General features: G+C 45.4%; 17 protein-coding genes. 9 read left to right on the forward strand and 8 right to left on the reverse strand.

The window, feature by feature from the left end; translation table 11 throughout:
* The first annotated feature begins 119 nt into the window (after positions 1-119).
* Positions 120-533: a chaperonin family protein RbcX gene (locus JGK20_RS16160; protein WP_293154023.1), complete on the forward strand. Its 414-nt coding sequence runs from the start codon at positions 120-122 to the stop codon at positions 531-533.
* Positions 534-579: 46 nt separating this feature from the next.
* Positions 580-915: a ribulose bisphosphate carboxylase small subunit gene (locus JGK20_RS16165; RefSeq protein ID WP_293154020.1), complete on the forward strand. Its 336-nt coding sequence runs from the start codon at positions 580-582 to the stop codon at positions 913-915.
* Between the two features lie 150 nt (positions 916-1,065).
* Here JGK20_RS16165 and JGK20_RS16170 read toward each other — a convergent pair whose 3' ends face one another.
* From JGK20_RS16170 to JGK20_RS16180, 3 genes are all read right to left on the reverse strand, one after another.
* Positions 1,066-1,701: a restriction endonuclease subunit R gene (locus JGK20_RS16170; RefSeq protein WP_293180908.1), complete on the reverse strand. Its 636-nt coding sequence runs from the start codon at positions 1,699-1,701 to the stop codon at positions 1,066-1,068.
* A gap of 147 nt (positions 1,702-1,848) precedes the next feature.
* Positions 1,849-2,082: a hypothetical protein gene (locus JGK20_RS16175; protein ID WP_293180911.1), complete on the reverse strand. Its 234-nt coding sequence runs from the start codon at positions 2,080-2,082 to the stop codon at positions 1,849-1,851.
* Between the two features lie 10 nt (positions 2,083-2,092).
* Positions 2,093-3,316, reverse strand: a complete 1,224-nt coding sequence (locus JGK20_RS16180; protein WP_293191094.1) for a hypothetical protein — start codon at positions 3,314-3,316, stop codon at positions 2,093-2,095.
* A gap of 254 nt (positions 3,317-3,570) precedes the next feature.
* Here JGK20_RS16180 and JGK20_RS16185 point away from each other — a divergent pair, with 254 nt between their 5' ends.
* Entirely contained in the window at positions 3,571-3,837 is a 267-nt protein-coding gene (locus JGK20_RS16185; protein WP_293180917.1) for a hypothetical protein, read from the forward strand.
* 94 nt (positions 3,838-3,931) lie between these two features.
* Here JGK20_RS16185 and JGK20_RS16190 read toward each other — a convergent pair whose 3' ends face one another.
* The 4 genes from JGK20_RS16190 to JGK20_RS16205 form a co-directional block, all read right to left on the reverse strand.
* Positions 3,932-4,306 carry a hypothetical protein gene (locus JGK20_RS16190; RefSeq protein ID WP_293180920.1) on the reverse strand — a complete coding sequence of 125 codons (375 nt, stop codon included), beginning with the start codon at positions 4,304-4,306 and terminating at the stop codon, positions 3,932-3,934.
* A gap of 289 nt (positions 4,307-4,595) precedes the next feature.
* Positions 4,596-5,093 carry a 2TM domain-containing protein gene (locus tag JGK20_RS16195; RefSeq protein WP_293180923.1) on the reverse strand — a complete coding sequence of 166 codons (498 nt, stop codon included), beginning with the start codon at positions 5,091-5,093 and terminating at the stop codon, positions 4,596-4,598.
* Positions 5,094-5,177: 84 nt separating this feature from the next.
* Complete coding sequence (locus JGK20_RS16200; protein WP_293231369.1) at positions 5,178-5,405, reverse strand: hypothetical protein; 228 nt, start codon at positions 5,403-5,405, stop codon at positions 5,178-5,180.
* A gap of 37 nt (positions 5,406-5,442) precedes the next feature.
* The gene (locus JGK20_RS16205) at positions 5,443-7,041 is read right to left on the reverse strand and encodes a PQQ-binding-like beta-propeller repeat protein (RefSeq protein ID WP_293206461.1); all 1,599 of its coding nucleotides are present in this window, start codon (positions 7,039-7,041) and stop codon (positions 5,443-5,445) included.
* 126 nt (positions 7,042-7,167) lie between these two features.
* Between JGK20_RS16205 and JGK20_RS16210 the strand changes: the two genes are divergently transcribed.
* Together JGK20_RS16210 and JGK20_RS16215 are read left to right on the forward strand one after the other, a co-directional pair.
* On the forward strand, positions 7,168-9,255 hold the full coding sequence (locus JGK20_RS16210; RefSeq protein ID WP_293231372.1) for a thioredoxin domain-containing protein: 2,088 nt from the start codon (positions 7,168-7,170) through the stop codon (positions 9,253-9,255).
* Between the two features lie 591 nt (positions 9,256-9,846).
* The gene (locus tag JGK20_RS16215; RefSeq protein ID WP_293180935.1) at positions 9,847-11,046 is read left to right on the forward strand and encodes a glycosyltransferase; all 1,200 of its coding nucleotides are present in this window, start codon (positions 9,847-9,849) and stop codon (positions 11,044-11,046) included.
* A 62-nt stretch (positions 11,047-11,108) separates the two neighbouring features.
* Here JGK20_RS16215 and JGK20_RS16220 read toward each other — a convergent pair whose 3' ends face one another.
* On the reverse strand, positions 11,109-11,255 hold the full coding sequence (locus JGK20_RS16220; RefSeq protein ID WP_293231374.1) for a hypothetical protein: 147 nt from the start codon (positions 11,253-11,255) through the stop codon (positions 11,109-11,111).
* Between the two features lie 76 nt (positions 11,256-11,331).
* Here JGK20_RS16220 and JGK20_RS16225 point away from each other — a divergent pair, with 76 nt between their 5' ends.
* The 4 genes from JGK20_RS16225 to JGK20_RS16240 all read left to right on the forward strand — a co-directional run bounded on the left by JGK20_RS16225 (position 11,332) and on the right by JGK20_RS16240 (position 16,991).
* Positions 11,332-12,648, forward strand: a complete 1,317-nt coding sequence (locus JGK20_RS16225; protein ID WP_293180941.1) for a glycosyltransferase — start codon at positions 11,332-11,334, stop codon at positions 12,646-12,648.
* A 237-nt stretch (positions 12,649-12,885) separates the two neighbouring features.
* The gene (locus tag JGK20_RS16230; protein WP_293180944.1) at positions 12,886-14,130 is read left to right on the forward strand and encodes a glycosyltransferase; all 1,245 of its coding nucleotides are present in this window, start codon (positions 12,886-12,888) and stop codon (positions 14,128-14,130) included.
* The gene (locus JGK20_RS16235; protein ID WP_293180947.1) at positions 14,127-14,918 is read left to right on the forward strand and encodes an ABC transporter permease; all 792 of its coding nucleotides are present in this window, start codon (positions 14,127-14,129) and stop codon (positions 14,916-14,918) included. Before JGK20_RS16230 ends, JGK20_RS16235 begins: the two co-directional genes overlap by 4 nt.
* On the forward strand, positions 14,919-16,991 hold the full coding sequence (locus JGK20_RS16240; RefSeq protein WP_293180950.1) for a Wzt carbohydrate-binding domain-containing protein: 2,073 nt from the start codon (positions 14,919-14,921) through the stop codon (positions 16,989-16,991).
* Positions 16,992-17,002 lie beyond the last annotated feature (11 nt).

Genomic DNA, 17,002 nt, shown 5'->3' on the forward strand with positions numbered 1-17,002 from the left:
ATTTTAAGTTTTAGGTCGCAAACTTGCTGTTAAGTCTTTATCTTTGAAGAAGATTTACAAGTAAGTTTGCATCCAAAATCTAAAATTCAAAACCTAAAATTTGAGGGAGCTGGGGTCAAATGGATCTCAAACAAGTTGCGAAAGACACCGCTAAGGTGCTGGCAAGTTACCTAACCTATCAATCCGTGCGGATTGTTGTAGCTCAGTTGAGCGAAACCAATCCTCCTCTGGCAATCTGGCTGAATGACTTTTCCACCAAGGGCAAAATCCAAGATGGAGAAGCTTACATTGAGGAACTGCTGAGGGAAAATCAAGATTTAGGATTTCGGATCATGACGGTGCGAGAATATCTGGCGCACGATGTGACGGAATTTTTGCCAGAAATGGTTTGTACTGGCATTCAACAGGCGAATATGGAACACAGACGCCAGCATTTGGAGCGAATTACGCAGCTTAATTGGTCTGTGGCTAGCAGCAATCCTGAAACATCCTCAATAGATTCTGAACCGAATCTGGATAATTTGTCGAGTTAATCGATCGCACTTGGCGAATCGAACACACACCTTAGAGATACAAAAAATGAAGACTTTACCTAAAGAGCGTCGTTACGAAACTCTGTCATATTTGCCCCCGCTGACAGACGCCCAAATTGCCAAGCAACTGCAATACATCTTGGATCAAGGCTACATTCCCGGCGTAGAATTCAACGAAACCTCTGCCGCTGAAATGCGCTACTGGACATTGTGGAAGTTGCCTTTGTTTGGTGCTCGCAGCGTCCAAGAAATCATGACTGAAGTTCAAGCTTGCCGCTCTGAAAACCCCACCTGCTACATCCGCGTCATGGGTTTTGACAACGTGAAGCAGTGCCAAGTGCTGAGCTTCATCGTGCACAAGCCTAACACCAGAGGCTACTAAGCTTTAACAACTCTATTTTGTAGAGAAAAAGCTAGCTAAAAATTGAGGCGTGGGAATTCTCCCCGCCTCATTTTTTTGTGCAGAAGACTCGGCGGTTGAAACCGCCTCTGTACATATAAAAGCTGCTTCCGCCGTTTCAAGATTGGATTGTTAGAGCTTGCAAATAGCTTTGAACACTTGCAGCAACACAACTGAAGATTCTGGTTCCATCAGATTTAGCAAAGGCATTAACTGATAGGTGGGCGGATTTCCACGACGGATATTGACAAACTGATATTCCATTCCATTGGTTGTCAAACCCCAGATTGCGTCTTGATATTTTAAATTTTGATAAGCATAGGTAAGCAATTGGGATAAACCCATAAATGCGTTGATTCCTGAATTTTTAGTTTCAATCACTAAAACCCAAAAAGATGTTTCACTTCTTAATGATTTTAATTTATTGACTGCCAAAATATCAAACCGCCCTTTAATGATTATGTCTTCATCTTCAATGCTAATTTCGGCAATGTCTTGTTCTAGACTAATTTTAATAGGTGGGCGGTAGAAGCCAGCTAATCGCATTAAGGGAAAAGTAGTCAGAGCTTGTACCAATCCTTCAGAAACGCGATCGGTAGAGATGTAGTCATCGAAGTCATCCCGGATTTGTATAAGTTCCTGCTGTTCGTGTTCTGTTATATCTTCAAGGGATAACAGCGAGGTAAATGAGCTGTTGTAGTGCTTTTGTAAGCCGAAAAGACGGTGGACTTCTCCTAATGTTAAGTTTTTGGCATTAATAACTGTCATAATCTTCAAACAAATTAAGTCTCTATTGTAATTATAACATATGCACAAAACTAGGTTTGTAGTAAGGACTTCAGTCCTTAAAACCGAGGCTGAAAGGACTAAAGTCCTCACTACGAACTTGAAAGGACTAAAGTCCTCACTACGAACCTAATCTATCTGCTCCACTACAACTCCATCAACTATTTCATAACCCCAGCTAGAATTTCTGGCTGCAAGTTGTTTAGCCATGTCGTATTCGCCCAAAATACAAAGCTCTATTAACTGCTGAAAACCTGAATTTTTCTCGCGCTGCAATCTTTCCTGACGCAGCTTTTCTCTTTCTGGATTAGAAGGATTTGGGCGCTCACTTCCCAGCGGATTGATATCGCTAATTCGTTTCATTTTAGCCTCATTAAAAAGGGATAGATTCTACAATTTCACCGTCAAAAATTTCATAGCCCCATTCTGGATTAGCAGCAATTTGTTTTTCAACTATACTTCGACCGAGAGAAGTTTGGTAAGCTTTTTGCAAAAACGAAATACTCGGGATTTCGTCTGTAGTTGGTGGCTGTTGTTGTTCGATTTTTGGCGGTTCAGGAATTGGTTCAGATGTGGATGGATTAAGGGCAAATTGCGGCGCGATCGCCCCTAATTTATTCATCACACTTTCTTTGGTAATTTGCGGTCTTTCGTTGAAGGAAGACGGTAAATATGCGGTTTCTACCCCTTGGTTTTTGGCTTTGAGCGCATCATCCGCAAGGCGATCGCACTTTCGCAAAAAACCCTCCCACAAATCCTTCCCCAAAACCGGGTTTCTCAAATCAGCACGAGCTTTAGATACCGCTGCTTCCAGCGGTTCGCCCTTGTGCACGTAATACTGAATTCGCTCCTCCTCAAACGCCGGATAAGGCACTTCCGGCTCAATTTCCCACTCCCGCTTAACTTTCTGACTTTCTCCTAAAGGAATTCCCGCGATAAACTCGTCCCAAAAAGTCGAAGTTAAGCCCTTTGTCATGCTATCAATAATTTTAAAAGCCCATCCCGAAGGATTGCCAAACCATAAGTTATGCTGTCTGGCATATTCTTCTAAAGCTCGCTGAAAGTTATGCAGTTCTTCTTGGGAATTCCAAGGCCCGCTAAATCGATAATTTGGATTGACTGCAACCGCTATTTGCTGCCGCGGTTGCCCGAAAAACTTGTCAGTTTTAACCGCACGCTCTGGGGTGTAAGTTTCGGCAAATATTTCTAGAGGAAGATTGTTGTTTTCGCGGCTTGTTTGTGTTATGCTATCGCCGGAAGTAGGTGTCAACAAGTTATTAAATTTTTCCTCGAAGGCGTCAATATCCGCCCAGAGTTCGAGAGTGTCGGTGTTGGGATTTGTGGATTTTGCTTTCAGGAGCGATCGCACTTTCAGCAGCCGTATCGCTAATTCCTGTTCTTCGCGATTTAAACCAGTAGCTTTTTCAATTTCGCTGCTGTTAGTTTTCACCCATTCGCCCGAGTTAGACTGTTGTGTTTGCCATTGCAACAATTGGCACAGAAAAATGCTAGCAGTGACTCCGCCAGTAATTTTGCCTAGTGTCGGATAGTAGATGGCGGGATTTCCGAGATTTCCTAAAAATATTCCTATTTTCATGTTTGATATTCCTAATTCCCTTAAATTGTAGGGTGCGCCATCAGCACCTTACCCTTAAATTGTAGGGTGCGGCATCAGCGCCGAGATCTCCACTAAAGTAGCATCAAAAAACTTAAGATTTTCTTTAAGCTTCTGTCTATTCCTGACTGAATGGAGTTTCTAGAGGAAAGACGGGGATCGCTTGTGCGATCGCCTGATTGACAGAACCGAGTTAAACGTAATAATAAATTATTTACTGTACATTTCCCCCCAAAATGAATCCAGAACGTCAAGAGGCTTATTTGAACTTGATCGAGCGAGTGCTTACCTGTCCCAACGGTCAAGAACCAGAGGTTTTAAGTTCCTGTTCCGATTTAATAGATGCGGGATTTGTGCAGATGCTAATCCAGATATCAGCTTCAATGGCCCGGGAAGGTGACGAAGATACTGCTAATTTTTTAGTGCAACTTGCTCGCTTGCTGGGGAAATCTTTGGGTTTGTCACCGGATGTCGTACCCGCTAGCTACAGCCGCGCACAGTGATAGATAAAAGTACGCGCAGCGTAGCTATCTCTACGCAATCCCTTCGTTGTATCATGTTTTGGGAAATCGGGGAATCTTAACTCCATCGATACCTTTACAACTGATATTCAAGAGGCTCGCAAAAATCATTTACCCCAGTTTTAAATACATAAATAATCACCGATGTTACCAAAATCTGCGGGCAAGTTTTGGCAGCAACTAAATCTCTAAAAGCAGCATTCAATTGTCCGTTTATCAACTCTTCTTTTACCTCAGATTTGCAAATAGCAACGCGGCATCTTTTTGCCAATCCATCCAACCAGTTTTCAGAGATATTCGGTTCTTGTCCAGCTTGAATTGCTAGAGAAATAGCTGCATCTTCGATGTTGCCTTCACAATCTTCGATTTCGTCTAGGGCTTTGAGGGCTGCGGGATATTCCGCTAATTGCGATCGAAATTGGGCAATTTCTTGTGAGGTAATAATCACCATAAGATTTTCTTGTGTTTTCGGCTCGCGGATATGTTTAGCAGTTAAAGTTGGTATTATAGCATTTTTTGGTTGAGGTTGGGATTGCGCGATCGAACTTAATTACATTTGCAATTAATTGTTGCCACTTCGCAATAGCCCGCCTGGAGGTTAAATCCTCATCTAAAAGCAGAAGTCAGGGCGATGAAGCCTGATGTTAAAATTGATTAGTTTCCTCTGTAATTGCGAAGTTTGTGAATTAATCGCAGACTTTAGCTGATAAATATGTCATTGACAAAAGAGTGACTGAATATCAAGACTGCAACCACTTCATAAACTTATCCGTCGCAGTGCCGATAGACTCTCCCACCTGTTTCTTCAAACGCCACCGCCCAAAAGCTTGTTCGTAATCTTCCCCTTCAGTTTGATAAACATTCCAAGCATTCAGCGACAATCCCAATCCCCAGGTTAGTAAAATGAAGAGTGACCAAGAAAGCTCGTGGGATCCTGCTAGATTAAACAAAACTAAAAAAGTATTGACAATGCCGTATTTTGTCAAGTTTTTTCGCAATTTGCCGCGACGGTAAGAGTTAAAAACCAGCTTTTCCTGAAATTCACCTCTAGTGGCTAACCATTGCTGTTCCGCCGCCACGATATCCTGTTCGGAAATGCCTAATTCCGCCCCAATCTCGAAAAGCTGCACTCGGGAAAGTTCGCCGTCATCTTGTCGCCGTGCGATCGCAAGCTGTAAAATACCTTGGGCATCCTCAGCACCGTAAATTTGATTTATTTGACTGTCATTGGTCGCCATATAATAAGTTTCCTATAATTCCTGATATCCTTTCTATGATAGAGACAAGCGCTGTTAAACGGTAGGTGGTGCCATTGGCGGATTTCAACACCCGGAAACTGCCGAAAGTCGATCGAACGGGCAAGATGCCCATTCCACAAGATAATTGATTAGTTGTGGAACAGGCATCTTGCCTGTTGCTGCTGTATTGTGGAACAGGCATCTTGCCTGTTGCTGCTGTATTGTGGAACAGGCATCTTGCCTGTTGCTGCTTTGCTGCTGTATTGTGGAACAGGCATCTTGCCTGTTGCTGCTGTATTGTGGAACAGGCATCTTGCCTGTTGCTGCTGTATTGTGGAAAATATCAATTCTAACCCAAAGTATACATCCAGCCATCCCGGGCGCAAATCCTCACAAGCCCATCCCAAACAACAGGTGTCGCCTCAAACGATAAACCCGGCTTAAATCTACCCGATTCTTTTACCTTCAAACGGTAAAACTCGCCCTTAGCATTTTTCAAAGCATTCTTATCCCCCGACTTCGCTCGTTCCCACTTCAACTCAAACAAATAAACACCATTATATCCCGCACTAATTAGTTTATTGCCATCAGTAAATATCGGAGTAGAAATCGAAGAACCAATCTCCTTTTTAAACACGATTACCGGAGTATCGTAAGACTGATTTCGCCAAGGTACAGCATTCTTTTTACCTGTAATCGTATCTTGGGAACCGATGTACAAATTGCCATCGATCGCATTTGTGGCAAATAGCGCTGGAAATCCCCCAGGATTGTACTCATCATTCAACGCCACCGAACCGATTATTCCGCCTTCCCAGCCTGAAAGTCGGCGATTTCCGGTTGGCAAAAACCATTCGACGCTGGCATTCGGTTCTTTGTTCGGATTTAGTTTGAGGACTCCGCCGTTACCTGCAATGTATTGTTTTTCGATCGCACAAAACAGTTTCCCCGATTTAGATATTACAGCACTTCCATCAATATCTGAACCAGTATAGAAATCCCATACTATCTTTTTTGTTTTAATACTTATCCCATAAATATGTCCAGAACCCGCAGCTATAAACAGTCTATCTTTGAGCCGAGAAGGTGATGATTCTGCTACCAAGTTACCGCCGTGCTTGCTGATATCTCCTGGCGCATAAAGCTGTACTTCCGACAAGATCTGCGGTTGCTTAATTCCTTGTTTAACTTTAGCTTTGCTGGCAGAACTATTGATAAAATAGCCGATCGCATTTTCCCCCGCATTGAACAACAGGCCATCGCCCAGATACAAAGCACTGCTATCGTTATCCTGACTGTAGCTGGGCGTTCTCCGGATGTCCAACTTCCACAGTTCCTTACCGGTTCTAAAAGATATTGCCCTAAAACTCGGGACAAGATTTTTGCCACCACCGCCACTGCGGCTGCCTTGCAAAATCACAATTCTGTTTTCGGCGTTGGCTGTTTTGTCGATATAAATTGTTGAACTTCCTTTAATTATATCATCAAATTCATAGCGCCAAACTTCTTTATTTGTCGCCATGTCTATTTTGTGCAAATAGTGGTCAAAAGCACCTATAATTAAATAAGTTTTATCCCGATCTCTGGTAATTGTTGGCTGTCCAGTCCAACCGGCACCACTCCAAACTTGAGATTGCCTTCCCAAAAAAGTCCGGCCGCTTCCTAGCTCAAATTTCTTGATTAACTTCAAGCCTTTGGGGACACCTCTACCGTAAAACCTGCGCTGGTCATTTCCCAAAAAAGTCGGTACGAATAATTCTACTTCTTGAACTAATTTTTTTGCCTGTTTTTTGGAGTCACTATTGCTTTTTAATAGAGGCTTGTTAGATGGTTCTGCTTTTTCAGATGGTTCGGATTGGCACTGTTTGAGAATGACAGGAGGAACTACAACACTCAACAAAAAATGTCCGAGCCGTTGATTGAAATTTCGACGAGATGATAAACTCATTTTATATCGAGATAATCAGTAATAATATTAAAACATGATTGTCGCCAAAACTTAACTAAAACATCTCACGCTAAACTGCTAAATAACTGACAAACTTACTCAGCACAAGTTAAATTATCTTTGATTATGGTCAACCGTCTTGCTCAATCCCAAAGCCTTTACCTGCGGAAACACGCCGAAAACCCGATCGACTGGTGGCCCTGGTGCGACGAAGCCTTAGAAACGGCCCTGGGCCAAAATAAACCGATTTTTTTGTCAATTGGCTACTCTAGTTGCCACTGGTGTACAGTGATGGAAGGAGAAGCATTTTCCGATCGCGCGATCGCCGAATACATGAATTCGCAGTTTGTACCGATAAAAGTCGATCGCGAAGAACGCCCGGACATCGACAGCATATATATGCAAGCCTTGCAAATGATGACGGGCCAAGGCGGTTGGCCTCTCAACGTTTTTCTCACTCCCGACGAGCGAGTTCCCTTCTACGGTGGCACTTATTTCCCCGTAACTCCGCGCTACGGACGCCCCGGATTTTTAGAAGTGTTGCAATCTATTCGCCGCTTTTACGACACAGAAAAGCGCAAATTGCAAGCCTTCAAAGGAGAAATTTTAGACAACCTCCACCAGTCGGCGCTGCTGTCAGTAACAACCGCAGAATTAAATCACGAAATATTCCAAAAAGGCTTAGAACTCAACACCGGAATTATTGCCCGGAGTAACCCCGGGCCGAGTTTTCCAATGATGCCCTATGCTGATTTAGCACTGCGGGGAACGCGCTTTAATTTTGATGCAAAATATGACAGCAAACAAGTCTGCACTCAGCGCGGCTTAGACTTAGCCTTGGGCGGCATTTACGACCACGTAGCGGGGGGATTTCACCGCTACACGGTTGACGCAACTTGGACTGTGCCGCACTTTGAAAAAATGCTCTACGATAACGGTCAAATTGTTGAGTATTTAGCGAATTTGTGGAGTGCGGGAATTGAAGAGCCAGCTTTTGAAAGTGCGATCGCGCGGACAGTAGAATGGTTGAAGCGAGAAATGACTGCGCCGACTGGCTATTTCTACGCAGCACAGGATGCTGACAGTTTTAACACTTCAGAGGAAGTTGAGCCGGAAGAAGGAGCGTTTTATGTTTGGACTTACACCGAACTACAAACGCTGTTAACTGTCGAGGAATTTGCTGAAGTTCAAGAACAGTTTGATATTAGTCGCAGTGGCAATTTTGAAGGCAAAAATGTATTGCAGCGCCGACATCCGGGAAAATTCAATGCAACGGCAGAAACGGCTTTAGCTAAACTTTTTGCTCTGCGCTACGGCGGCCATCCAGATACTGTGCAAACCTTTCCGCCAGCCCGCAACAATCAAGAAGCGAAAAACGACAGTTGGCCGGGGAGAATTCCCGCAGTTACTGACACGAAAATGATTGCGGCTTGGAATAGCTTAATGATTTCGGGTTTGGCGCGGGCGGCGGCTGTTTTTGGGAATTTTGAGTATTTGGAATTGGCTGTGAAAGCTGCTAATTTTATTTTAGACAATCAGTGGATTGACGGGCGGTTTCAGCGACTGAATTATGACGGACAATCGGCGGTGGCGGCGCAGTCGGAAGATTATGCTTTGTTTGTGAAAGCTTTGTTGGATTTGCATCAAGCGAGTTTGATGTTAGGAAACGGGGAATCTGTACAGCAATTGCCGAATTCTCAGTTTTGGTTGGAGAAAGCTGTGCGGGTGCAAGATGAGTTTGATGAGTTTTTGTGGAGCTTGGAATTGGGCGGGTATTACAATACTGCTAAGGATGCTAGCGGGGATTTGTTGGTGCGGGAACGCAGTTATACTGACAATGCTACTCCGGCGGCTAATGGAGTTGCGATCGCCTCTTTGGTTCGCTTGGCGCTGCTGGGTCAAAATTTAGAATATCTCGATCGCGCCCAACAAGCTTTGCAAGCTTTCAGCAGTATTGTCCGAGATAGTCCCCAAGCTTGTCCGAGTCTACTTTCGGCTTTAGATTGGTACCAGCATTCTACCCTAATTCGCACGTCGCCAGACCAGATTTCTGGATTGATTTCGCGGTATTATCCGACTGCTGTCTGTCAGATTGAGGCTGATTTACCTGAAGGTGTTATCGGGTTAGTTTGTGAGTGTTTGACTTGCAAAGAACCTGCGAAAAGCCAAGAGATGCTGTTAGCAGAAATTCTGCACAGTCAAACGCGAGTATAGAAGGAGAAGGACTTCAGTCCTTACTACAAACTTTTAGGGAAAAAGAAGGACTGAAGTCCTTACTACAAACCTTTAGAGGAGAAGGACTTCAGTCCTTAGTACAAACCTTTTAAGAAAAAGAAGGACTGAAGTCCTTACTACAAACCTTTAGAGAAAAAGAAGGACTAAAGTCCTTACTACAAACTGGTTCGTAATAAGGACTTTAGTCCTTTCAATGTTAGGTCTCAATTCGCCCAAATTTTGACTAAATATTCTATCGTCACCTCGACAGCATGGGCGATTAACACCTGCAATTGACATCAGCCCGGACGTGCGATCGCCTTCGGCGGTAAAAATTGTGTAGAAAAAAAACTTGACATCAGCCGACGATAGAAAGTAAAAATAAATAACAGCAATCACCAAAATGAGGCTTTATGTTTGATTCGCGATCGGTGAGCGACAAGTATGACATTGATAAATTGCTATCTCGTACAACAATTTTGGCTAAAAGACATCCGGTAAAATACGGAGAATAGATGTTTTTTTTGAACCTTGTTCAGCAATCTAAAATTCACAATTCTGCAATCTAAAATCTAAAATCTAAAATCTAAAATGGCAACAGCTATTCTCGACCTGGAAATCTCCCAACTACCGCCAGAAATAGCGGTTGAGGAGCGTTACAGCAAAGCCTTGGTTTTAATTAGACTGCACGGAAAACCGATCGGTCAAGCGACTTTACCCGCAGTCGGAGGTCGCATAGACGGCTCCCAATTGCGGGAAACACTGATGAATGCTGTGGGCGATAACCTGTGGAAAAATTGGCTCTACGAGACCCTGGAATGGGACGAACGCGGGCCAGTACAGGCAATGCCCACAGCCACTGTAGCGGTTTGCACGCGCGATCGCCCGGAAGATTTGCAGCGCTGTCTCGACGCGTTGATGCGGCTGCCCGACGACGGTCAGGAATACTTAGTAATTGACAATTGTCCCGCCACGGAGGCTACGAGGGAACTGGTCGAAAATTACCCAAAAGTCCGCTACGTGCGGGAAGACGTGGCGGGGTCTAGCACTGCCCGCAACCGCGCTGTGCTGGAAGCTAAGGGGGAAGTTATCGCCCTGACAGATGACGATGCAGTACCAGATCCGAACTGGTTGCGATCGCTCTTGCACAATTTCGGCGATCCGCGAGTTATGTGTGTCACCGGGTTGGTAATGCCTTTGGAACTCGAAACTGAAGCTCAAGAATGGTTCGAGCGTTACAGCCCCCACGGACGTGGATTTCAGCGAGTCATCTTCGACGGGGCGTACTGCAACCCGCTGATTGTAGCTCCTATAGGCGTTTCGGCGAGTATGGCTTTGCGGAAGAGCGCGATCGACTGCGTAGGTCTATTTGACGAAGCTTTGGGTGTGGGGACGCCTGCAAAATGCGGGGAAGATCACGAACTTTATGTCCGCATCCTGACTGCGGGCTATCGCATTATCTACGAACCGAGGGCTCTAAGCTGGCATCGTCACCGGCGCGATTGGGAAGATTTGCGCAAAACGATGTACTGCTACGGAATTGGAGTCTACGCTTTCTGGACGCGCACTTTGGTGAAAAATCGGGAGTTTAGCATACCGCTGTTAGCCTGGGGATGGCTGCGCTACAAACAACTGCCTGAGTTGATTGCTTCTTTGCGAAACAAACCGGACTCTATCCCAAAAGACTTGCTCTTAGCTCAACTTCGCGGCTGCATCGGCGGCCCGATGGCTTATTTTGCTTCTCGCAAACGGTTGCAAGAAATTAAAGGGAAGTCAGTAGTTAGTAGTTAGTAGTCAGTAGTCATTAGTCATTAGTCATTGGTCATTAGTCATTAGTCATTAGTCATTAGTCATTAGTCATAGTGCTGTCCCCGCTCGCGAACGTTATTAGCGCGAGCGTCCCCGCTCGCGAACGTTATTAGCTGAGATTCTTCCATCTTCCATCTTCCATCTTCCATCTTCCATCTTCCATCTTCCATCTTCCATCTTCCATCTTCCATCTTCCATCTTCCATCTTCCATCTTCCATTCCATCTTCCATCTTCCATCTTCCAATTCCTATTACCAATTACCAATTATGAACAGGGAAAATCTCACTGTTAGCGTAATTATTCCCAGTCACAACCGCAGTTATTCGCTGCGGCGCGCTCTCGATGCCCTGCACTCGCAGACTTATCCGATCGACCTCATCGAAGTGACGGTAGTTGCAGATAGCTGCATTGACGATACTTTGGCAATGCTCAAAGACTACCAAGCTCCGTTTAAAATACAGGTTATTGAAGCAAAGTGTCGGGCTGCTTCGATCGCCCGGAATACCGGAGCAGCCTCCGCTACCGGAAAACTGCTGATATTTATAGACGACGATATCGAACCAACTCCGCCTTTAGTCGAAAGTCATGTACGCATTCACCAACAGCGTCCGGGCTGCGCGGTAATCGGCCCTTATCCTCCTAAATTGCAGGGAGGGACTAGATTCTTTGACGTAACAGTGCGGGCTTGGTGGGAAGAAAAATTTTATGAGATGAGCCAGCCTGCTCACCGTCACACTTATCAAGACTTGCTCACCGGCAACCTTTCTCTGGATGCAGAACTGTTTGCTAGCACCGGAGGCTTCGATTCAGGCTTCGGCCAAGGCACTGCCCATGAAGATTACGAGTTCGGCTTACGCTTGCTCAAAGCAAATATACCTTTTGCTGTGGCAGCGGATGCAGTCGGGTATCACTACGAACACGAAACTAACAACCTCGATCGCTCTTTTCGGCGCGCGCGTGCGGAAGGCCGCTCCGATGTCTTGCTGGGTCAGAGGCACCCAGAACTCAGACCTACTCTGCACGTAGGGGATTACGAAACTCCTTACTCTCTGGTCGATCGGATTTTGGTCGCCCTGGTTTTTTACTGGCCGGCAGCCCTAGATTTGCTGGTGTTGGGACTGAGACGATCGCTAGATTTACTAGAAGCTGTCCGGATGCGCGGTACTTGGCGGTGGCTGAACACTAAATTGCGCGGTTACTGGTACTTCCGTGGTGTGGTAGACGAATTGAAAACTCGATCGGGCATTTCTAGTTTTCTGCAAGAAGGCCCGGCCCGCGCGGATTTGGCAGAAAACGAAATAGAAATCGATTTGCAGCAAGGTTTGGAAGCAGCAGAACAAAGGATTGATGCCGAAAGACCTGCCGGTATTTACCTTTACTACGGCCAACTGACAATCGGTCATATCCCTCCCGAAGTTGGCGCCGAACCTTTACGGGGAGTTCACCTGCGAACGATTCTGGCGCTGCACTTAGCCGAACCGCTGGCGAGAGCGATGGCGGTTAACGGTATGCCACACAGTTCTGAGTCGATCGCAACACAACCTTTACTTGCTTTTGAAGATCGTGTTTTGGCAATTAAATAATTGCTAATTGGTAAGTTGTAAGGGGTAATAGGTAATGGGAATAGTGAAATTAATAGCTAGTGCTTCATGTTAATGGCTAGTAATTTTCCTAATCGCCAATCACAAATACTAAATACCTAATGCTCCATCCGATTTTGGATTGCCGATTTGAGATTACAATTGCCATCAATCTAAAATCTAAAATCTAAAATCTAAAAGTGCCAGATTCCAAGTCGGATATTTAGTTAGGAGGAAATTATGGCAATAAAAATGCTTGAGATCGAGTTTACTGAACAGATAAATCCGATTAGGGGACTAGAAAAATATGAAGGCGTCCGCATCTTGGTTCGCTACCGAGGACGCCCGATCGGCTGGGGCTATGTTAATAACAATCCCTGGGAACAGACAATCTCGGCAGATCGAGTGCGACAAACAATTGTCGAGCAGATGGGCAAGACGTTGATTCAATTGAGTTTGGCAGAGCAGTTAGCCCCGATCGCAGAGTTCGATCGAGAATTGCCACCAATTAGCGTTGTCATCTGTACGCGCGATCGCACTGACTTACTCAAAGGCGCTCTGGAATCGCTGCTGGCCCTCGACTACCCCAATCGCGAAATTATCGTTGTAGACAACGCTCCCTCCAACAACAGAACTGCCGAATACGTCGCGGGATTACCTGTACGCTACGTCAAAGAGGAACGGCCAGGATTGGACTGGGCACGAAATCGCGGCATCGCGGAAGCCCGCCACGAAATTATTGCTTTTACCGACGACGACGCGCGACCCGATCGAGGTTGGCTGCGGTCAATTGCTGCTGGCTTTGCCGATCCCGAAGTCATGGCCGTCAGCGGTTTAGTCTCGGCTGCGGAACTGGAAACCATGCCCCAACAGCAATTTGAGCTGGTTTACGGCGGAATGCTGCAATATTTACACAAATTCAAAGTTGAAGGTAACAAACTTTCGGTGAAAGATTTGCTGTGGGCTTGCAATTACGGCGTTGGAGCAAATATGGCTTTCCGCCGCCAAATTTTTGAGGCTGTGGGCAACTTTGACGTGGCTCTTGATGTGGGGACGGCGACACGCGGCGCTGGCGATGTCGAGATGTTTCACCGGATTTTGGCGAAGGGATATACGACTTTTTACGATCCGAGCACTTTGGTGTGGCACTTGCACCGGCGCAGCGACAAAGCTTTGAGCCGACAGTTACAGGATAACGGGCGCAGTTTTGGGGCTTATTTGCTGACTTGCGATCGCAACCGTACCGTAGGGCGCGCCCAACTTGTGCACTTTGTCGTGTTTGAGTGGTTGGGTTGGTGGCTGCTGCGCCGCTTGCGGAATCCTGGCAAACTTCCCCGCAAATTCGTAGTCAGCGAATTGCTGGGGGCTTTGCAAAGTCCTTTTGCTTACCGAGAAGCTCAGTTGCAAGCGCGGCAGTTGGTGGCCCTTGCTGAAGAGGAATCGCAGGAAGTTGAACCGCAGGTAATAGCTGGGGGTGTCCAGTGAGAAATGCAGGACAACTGGTTTACAGGCGCCAAGTCGCTCATTTCTTTGATTTGCTGCGCGAGTTGGTCGATCGCGACATGAAACTACTCTACAAGCGATCGGCCCTGGGGATTGCTTGGACTTTGATCAATCCACTGTTGCAGTTGGCGGTTTTTTCTTTTGTGTTTCGATCGGTAATTCCAATCAACATTCCAAAATATTCTTCGTTTGCTTTCAGTGGTTTATTAATTTGGACTTGGACTCAAAGTGCCTTATTTCAAGCAACAGGACTAATCACCAGCAACCGCGCTTTAATTAGACAGCCAAATTTTCCGATCGCCATTTTGCCTGTAGTCACAACAGCAACAGGGCTAATTCACTTTTTACTGGCGCTCCCAGTCTTAATGATATTTCTGATAATTGACGGTTTGCAGCCGAATTCAGTGCTGTTTTTTTTGCCAGTGCTGCTGGTAATTCAGTTTTTTTTGACAGTCGGTTTGGCTTATCCCCTCGCTGCTTTGAACGTTACTTTCCGGGACACTCAGCACACTCTAGGCGTACTGTTGCAGATGCTTTTTTATCTGACTCCAATTTTCTACGACCTCAACAGCGTCCCGAAAGAATATCTGATATTTTATCAGTTGAATCCGATGGTGCCGTTGATTGAAGCTTACCGAGCTGTACTCCTCAGAGGCACGCAGCCTGATTGGATGGCATTATTAATTGTGAGTGTAGTAGTAGCTGCTCTTTTGCCGATCGGACTGGGAATTTTTAGACGGCAAAGCGATCGATTTGTGGAGGAATTGTAAATGCGTCAAGCAATTGTGATTAAAGGTTTAGGCAAGCGTTTCAACAGCTACAGTGCCGATCGACCTTTTACGATTATGGAGGCTGCTTTGTGGGGGTGGTGGCGGATGAAGCCACAAGCACATTTTTGGGCCTTGCGAGATGTGAGTTTTAGTGTTTCTCCTGGGGAAATGCTGGGAATTCTTGGCAAAAATGGAGCAGGAAAATCGACACTACTGCAACTGATTGGAGGTATCGGCCGTGCTGAGGAAGGAAGTATTAAAGTCAATGGCAAAATTGGCGGTTTGTTGGATTTGGGTGCAGGCTTTCACTCGGATTTAACAGGGCGAGAAAATGTGTTTGTGGGTGCGGTAGTAGCTGGTTTAACTCACCGGGAAGCGACGCGCCGCTTCTCTGATATTGTTGAATTTGCAGAATTAGAACAGTTTATTGACAGCCCCCTACGAACTTACAGTACGGGGATGCAAATGCGGCTGGCTTTTTCGGTAGCGGTACACACCGATCCGGAAGTGCTTTTAATTGATGAACATTTGTCGGTTGGTGATGTGGCTTTTCAAACTAAATGTTTGAACAAGATAGCCGAGTTTAAAACTAAAGGTTGTGCGATTGTTTTAATTTCTCACAATGCTGGACAAATTCAGAAATTGTGCGATCGAGCTTTGTGGCTGCGGGATGGTAAAATCCAGGCTTACGGAGAGCCGGAAGTTGTAGCCGGTCAGTATTTATCGGAAATGCGATCGGAAACAGAAAAGCGCACTCCCATGCGTCCTCCTGAAGTCACAAGTACAGGCTCGGAATTGCGTGTTAATGAAAACCGTTTCGGTTCTTTGGAAGTAGAAATTACGGATGTCAAAGTGTTGCCGGATGAGGAAATAGACAGCGGCGATACGATTACTATTGAAATTCATTACACGGTTCCCAAATCGATTGATGCTGCAATTTTTGGGGTGACAATCAGTCGGGAAGACGGTCAAAGTTGTTTTGAGACTAATACTAATCAAATGGGCCGGTTGATACCGCTGGCGAAAGGTAAAGGCAAAATCCGGCTGCACGTAGACAGGCTGGATTTAGGAAACGGGCAGTATTACGTGAATCCTGGGGTTTACGAGAAGAGTTGGGCCTACGCTTACGATTATCACTGGCACGTTTATCCGCTGTACGTGCGATCGACTGTACACCAAAAAACGATCCTTTGTCCGCCCTACCGCTGGGAGTTTGACGGCAAAATGGAGGTGCTGGATTTGCCAGAAACAACTGACAAAGTTCACGCTTTGAACAAAAATAATCCCAGCTACGCCAAGATTTCCACTCAGTTGAAAAATAAGCAGTCACCTGACTTTTTAATTCTGGGCGCTCAAAAGTGCAGCACCGAGGCTTTATACGGCTATCTAGAAAATCACTTGCAAAATATCAAAGAAGGTGCTAAGCAAGTACACTTTTTTGAATTGAATTTCGAGCGCGGTGTTGAGTGGTACAGCAAGCAGTTGACGCGGAGTGTTGCGGGTGACAAAGTGCTGCTGTGGGAGATGACTCCTTACTATATTTACCATCCGTTGGTGGCCGAGCGGGTTTACAAGTGTTTCCCGGATGTTAAGCTGATTGTGATGCTCCGCAACCCGGTACAAAGAGCGTGGATGCACTATCATTTAGAAGTGGCGATCGGCTGTGAAAAGCTAGATTTTGAAAAGGCGATCGCATCTGAACCAGACAGACTCAAAGGTGAGATCGAAAAATTCAAAGCCGATGAAGGCTATTACAGTTTCAACCACCAGCATTATTCCTACTTGTCGAGAGGAATTTATGTCGAACAAATCAAGAATTGGCTCGATTATTTTCCCAGGGAACAGTTGCTAATTATCAAAAGCGAAGATTTTCAAAAAAATCCGGGAGATGTGTTTTCAGAGGTGTTAGAATTCTTGGATGTTAAGGCGAGTGCTGTCAAAGAATATCAGGGTAATAGTGCCGAAGATTACAGTAATATGCCTCCGGAAATAGAACAAGAATTAACCAATTATTTTAAGCCTTACAATCAGGAGCTTTCTGATTTGTTGAAGGAAGATTTTAGTTGGAGTTAGGATGTTTGTGA

It is taken from the genome of Microcoleus sp. PH2017_05_CCC_O_A (genome assembly GCF_020738785.1).
Classification (GTDB): domain Bacteria; phylum Cyanobacteriota; class Cyanobacteriia; order Cyanobacteriales; family Microcoleaceae; genus Microcoleus.

Excerpts from the sequence above, each read along its gene's own strand:
- JGK20_RS16160 (WP_293154023.1), top strand. The coding sequence starts at position 120 with ATGGATCTCAAACAAGTTGCGAAAGACACCGCTAAGGTGCTGGCAAGT.
- JGK20_RS16165 (WP_293154020.1), top strand. The coding sequence starts at position 580 with ATGAAGACTTTACCTAAAGAGCGTCGTTACGAAACTCTGTCATATTTG.
- JGK20_RS16170 (WP_293180908.1), bottom strand. The coding sequence starts at position 1,701 with ATGACAGTTATTAATGCCAAAAACTTAACATTAGGAGAAGTCCACCGT.
- JGK20_RS16175 (WP_293180911.1), bottom strand. The coding sequence starts at position 2,082 with ATGAAACGAATTAGCGATATCAATCCGCTGGGAAGTGAGCGCCCAAAT.
- JGK20_RS16180 (WP_293191094.1), bottom strand. The coding sequence starts at position 3,316 with ATGAAAATAGGAATATTTTTAGGAAATCTCGGAAATCCCGCCATCTAC.
- JGK20_RS16185 (WP_293180917.1), top strand. The coding sequence starts at position 3,571 with ATGAATCCAGAACGTCAAGAGGCTTATTTGAACTTGATCGAGCGAGTG.
- JGK20_RS16190 (WP_293180920.1), bottom strand. The coding sequence starts at position 4,306 with ATGGTGATTATTACCTCACAAGAAATTGCCCAATTTCGATCGCAATTA.
- JGK20_RS16195 (WP_293180923.1), bottom strand. The coding sequence starts at position 5,093 with ATGGCGACCAATGACAGTCAAATAAATCAAATTTACGGTGCTGAGGAT.
- JGK20_RS16200 (WP_293231369.1), bottom strand. The coding sequence starts at position 5,405 with ATGCCTGTTCCACAATACAGCAGCAACAGGCAAGATGCCTGTTCCACA.
- JGK20_RS16205 (WP_293206461.1), bottom strand. The coding sequence starts at position 7,041 with ATGAGTTTATCATCTCGTCGAAATTTCAATCAACGGCTCGGACATTTT.
- JGK20_RS16210 (WP_293231372.1), top strand. The coding sequence starts at position 7,168 with ATGGTCAACCGTCTTGCTCAATCCCAAAGCCTTTACCTGCGGAAACAC.
- JGK20_RS16215 (WP_293180935.1), top strand. The coding sequence starts at position 9,847 with ATGGCAACAGCTATTCTCGACCTGGAAATCTCCCAACTACCGCCAGAA.
- JGK20_RS16220 (WP_293231374.1), bottom strand. The coding sequence starts at position 11,255 with ATGGAAGATGGAAGATGGAAGATGGAAGATGGAAGATGGAAGATGGAA.
- JGK20_RS16225 (WP_293180941.1), top strand. The coding sequence starts at position 11,332 with ATGAACAGGGAAAATCTCACTGTTAGCGTAATTATTCCCAGTCACAAC.
- JGK20_RS16230 (WP_293180944.1), top strand. The coding sequence starts at position 12,886 with ATGGCAATAAAAATGCTTGAGATCGAGTTTACTGAACAGATAAATCCG.
- JGK20_RS16240 (WP_293180950.1), top strand. The coding sequence starts at position 14,919 with ATGCGTCAAGCAATTGTGATTAAAGGTTTAGGCAAGCGTTTCAACAGC.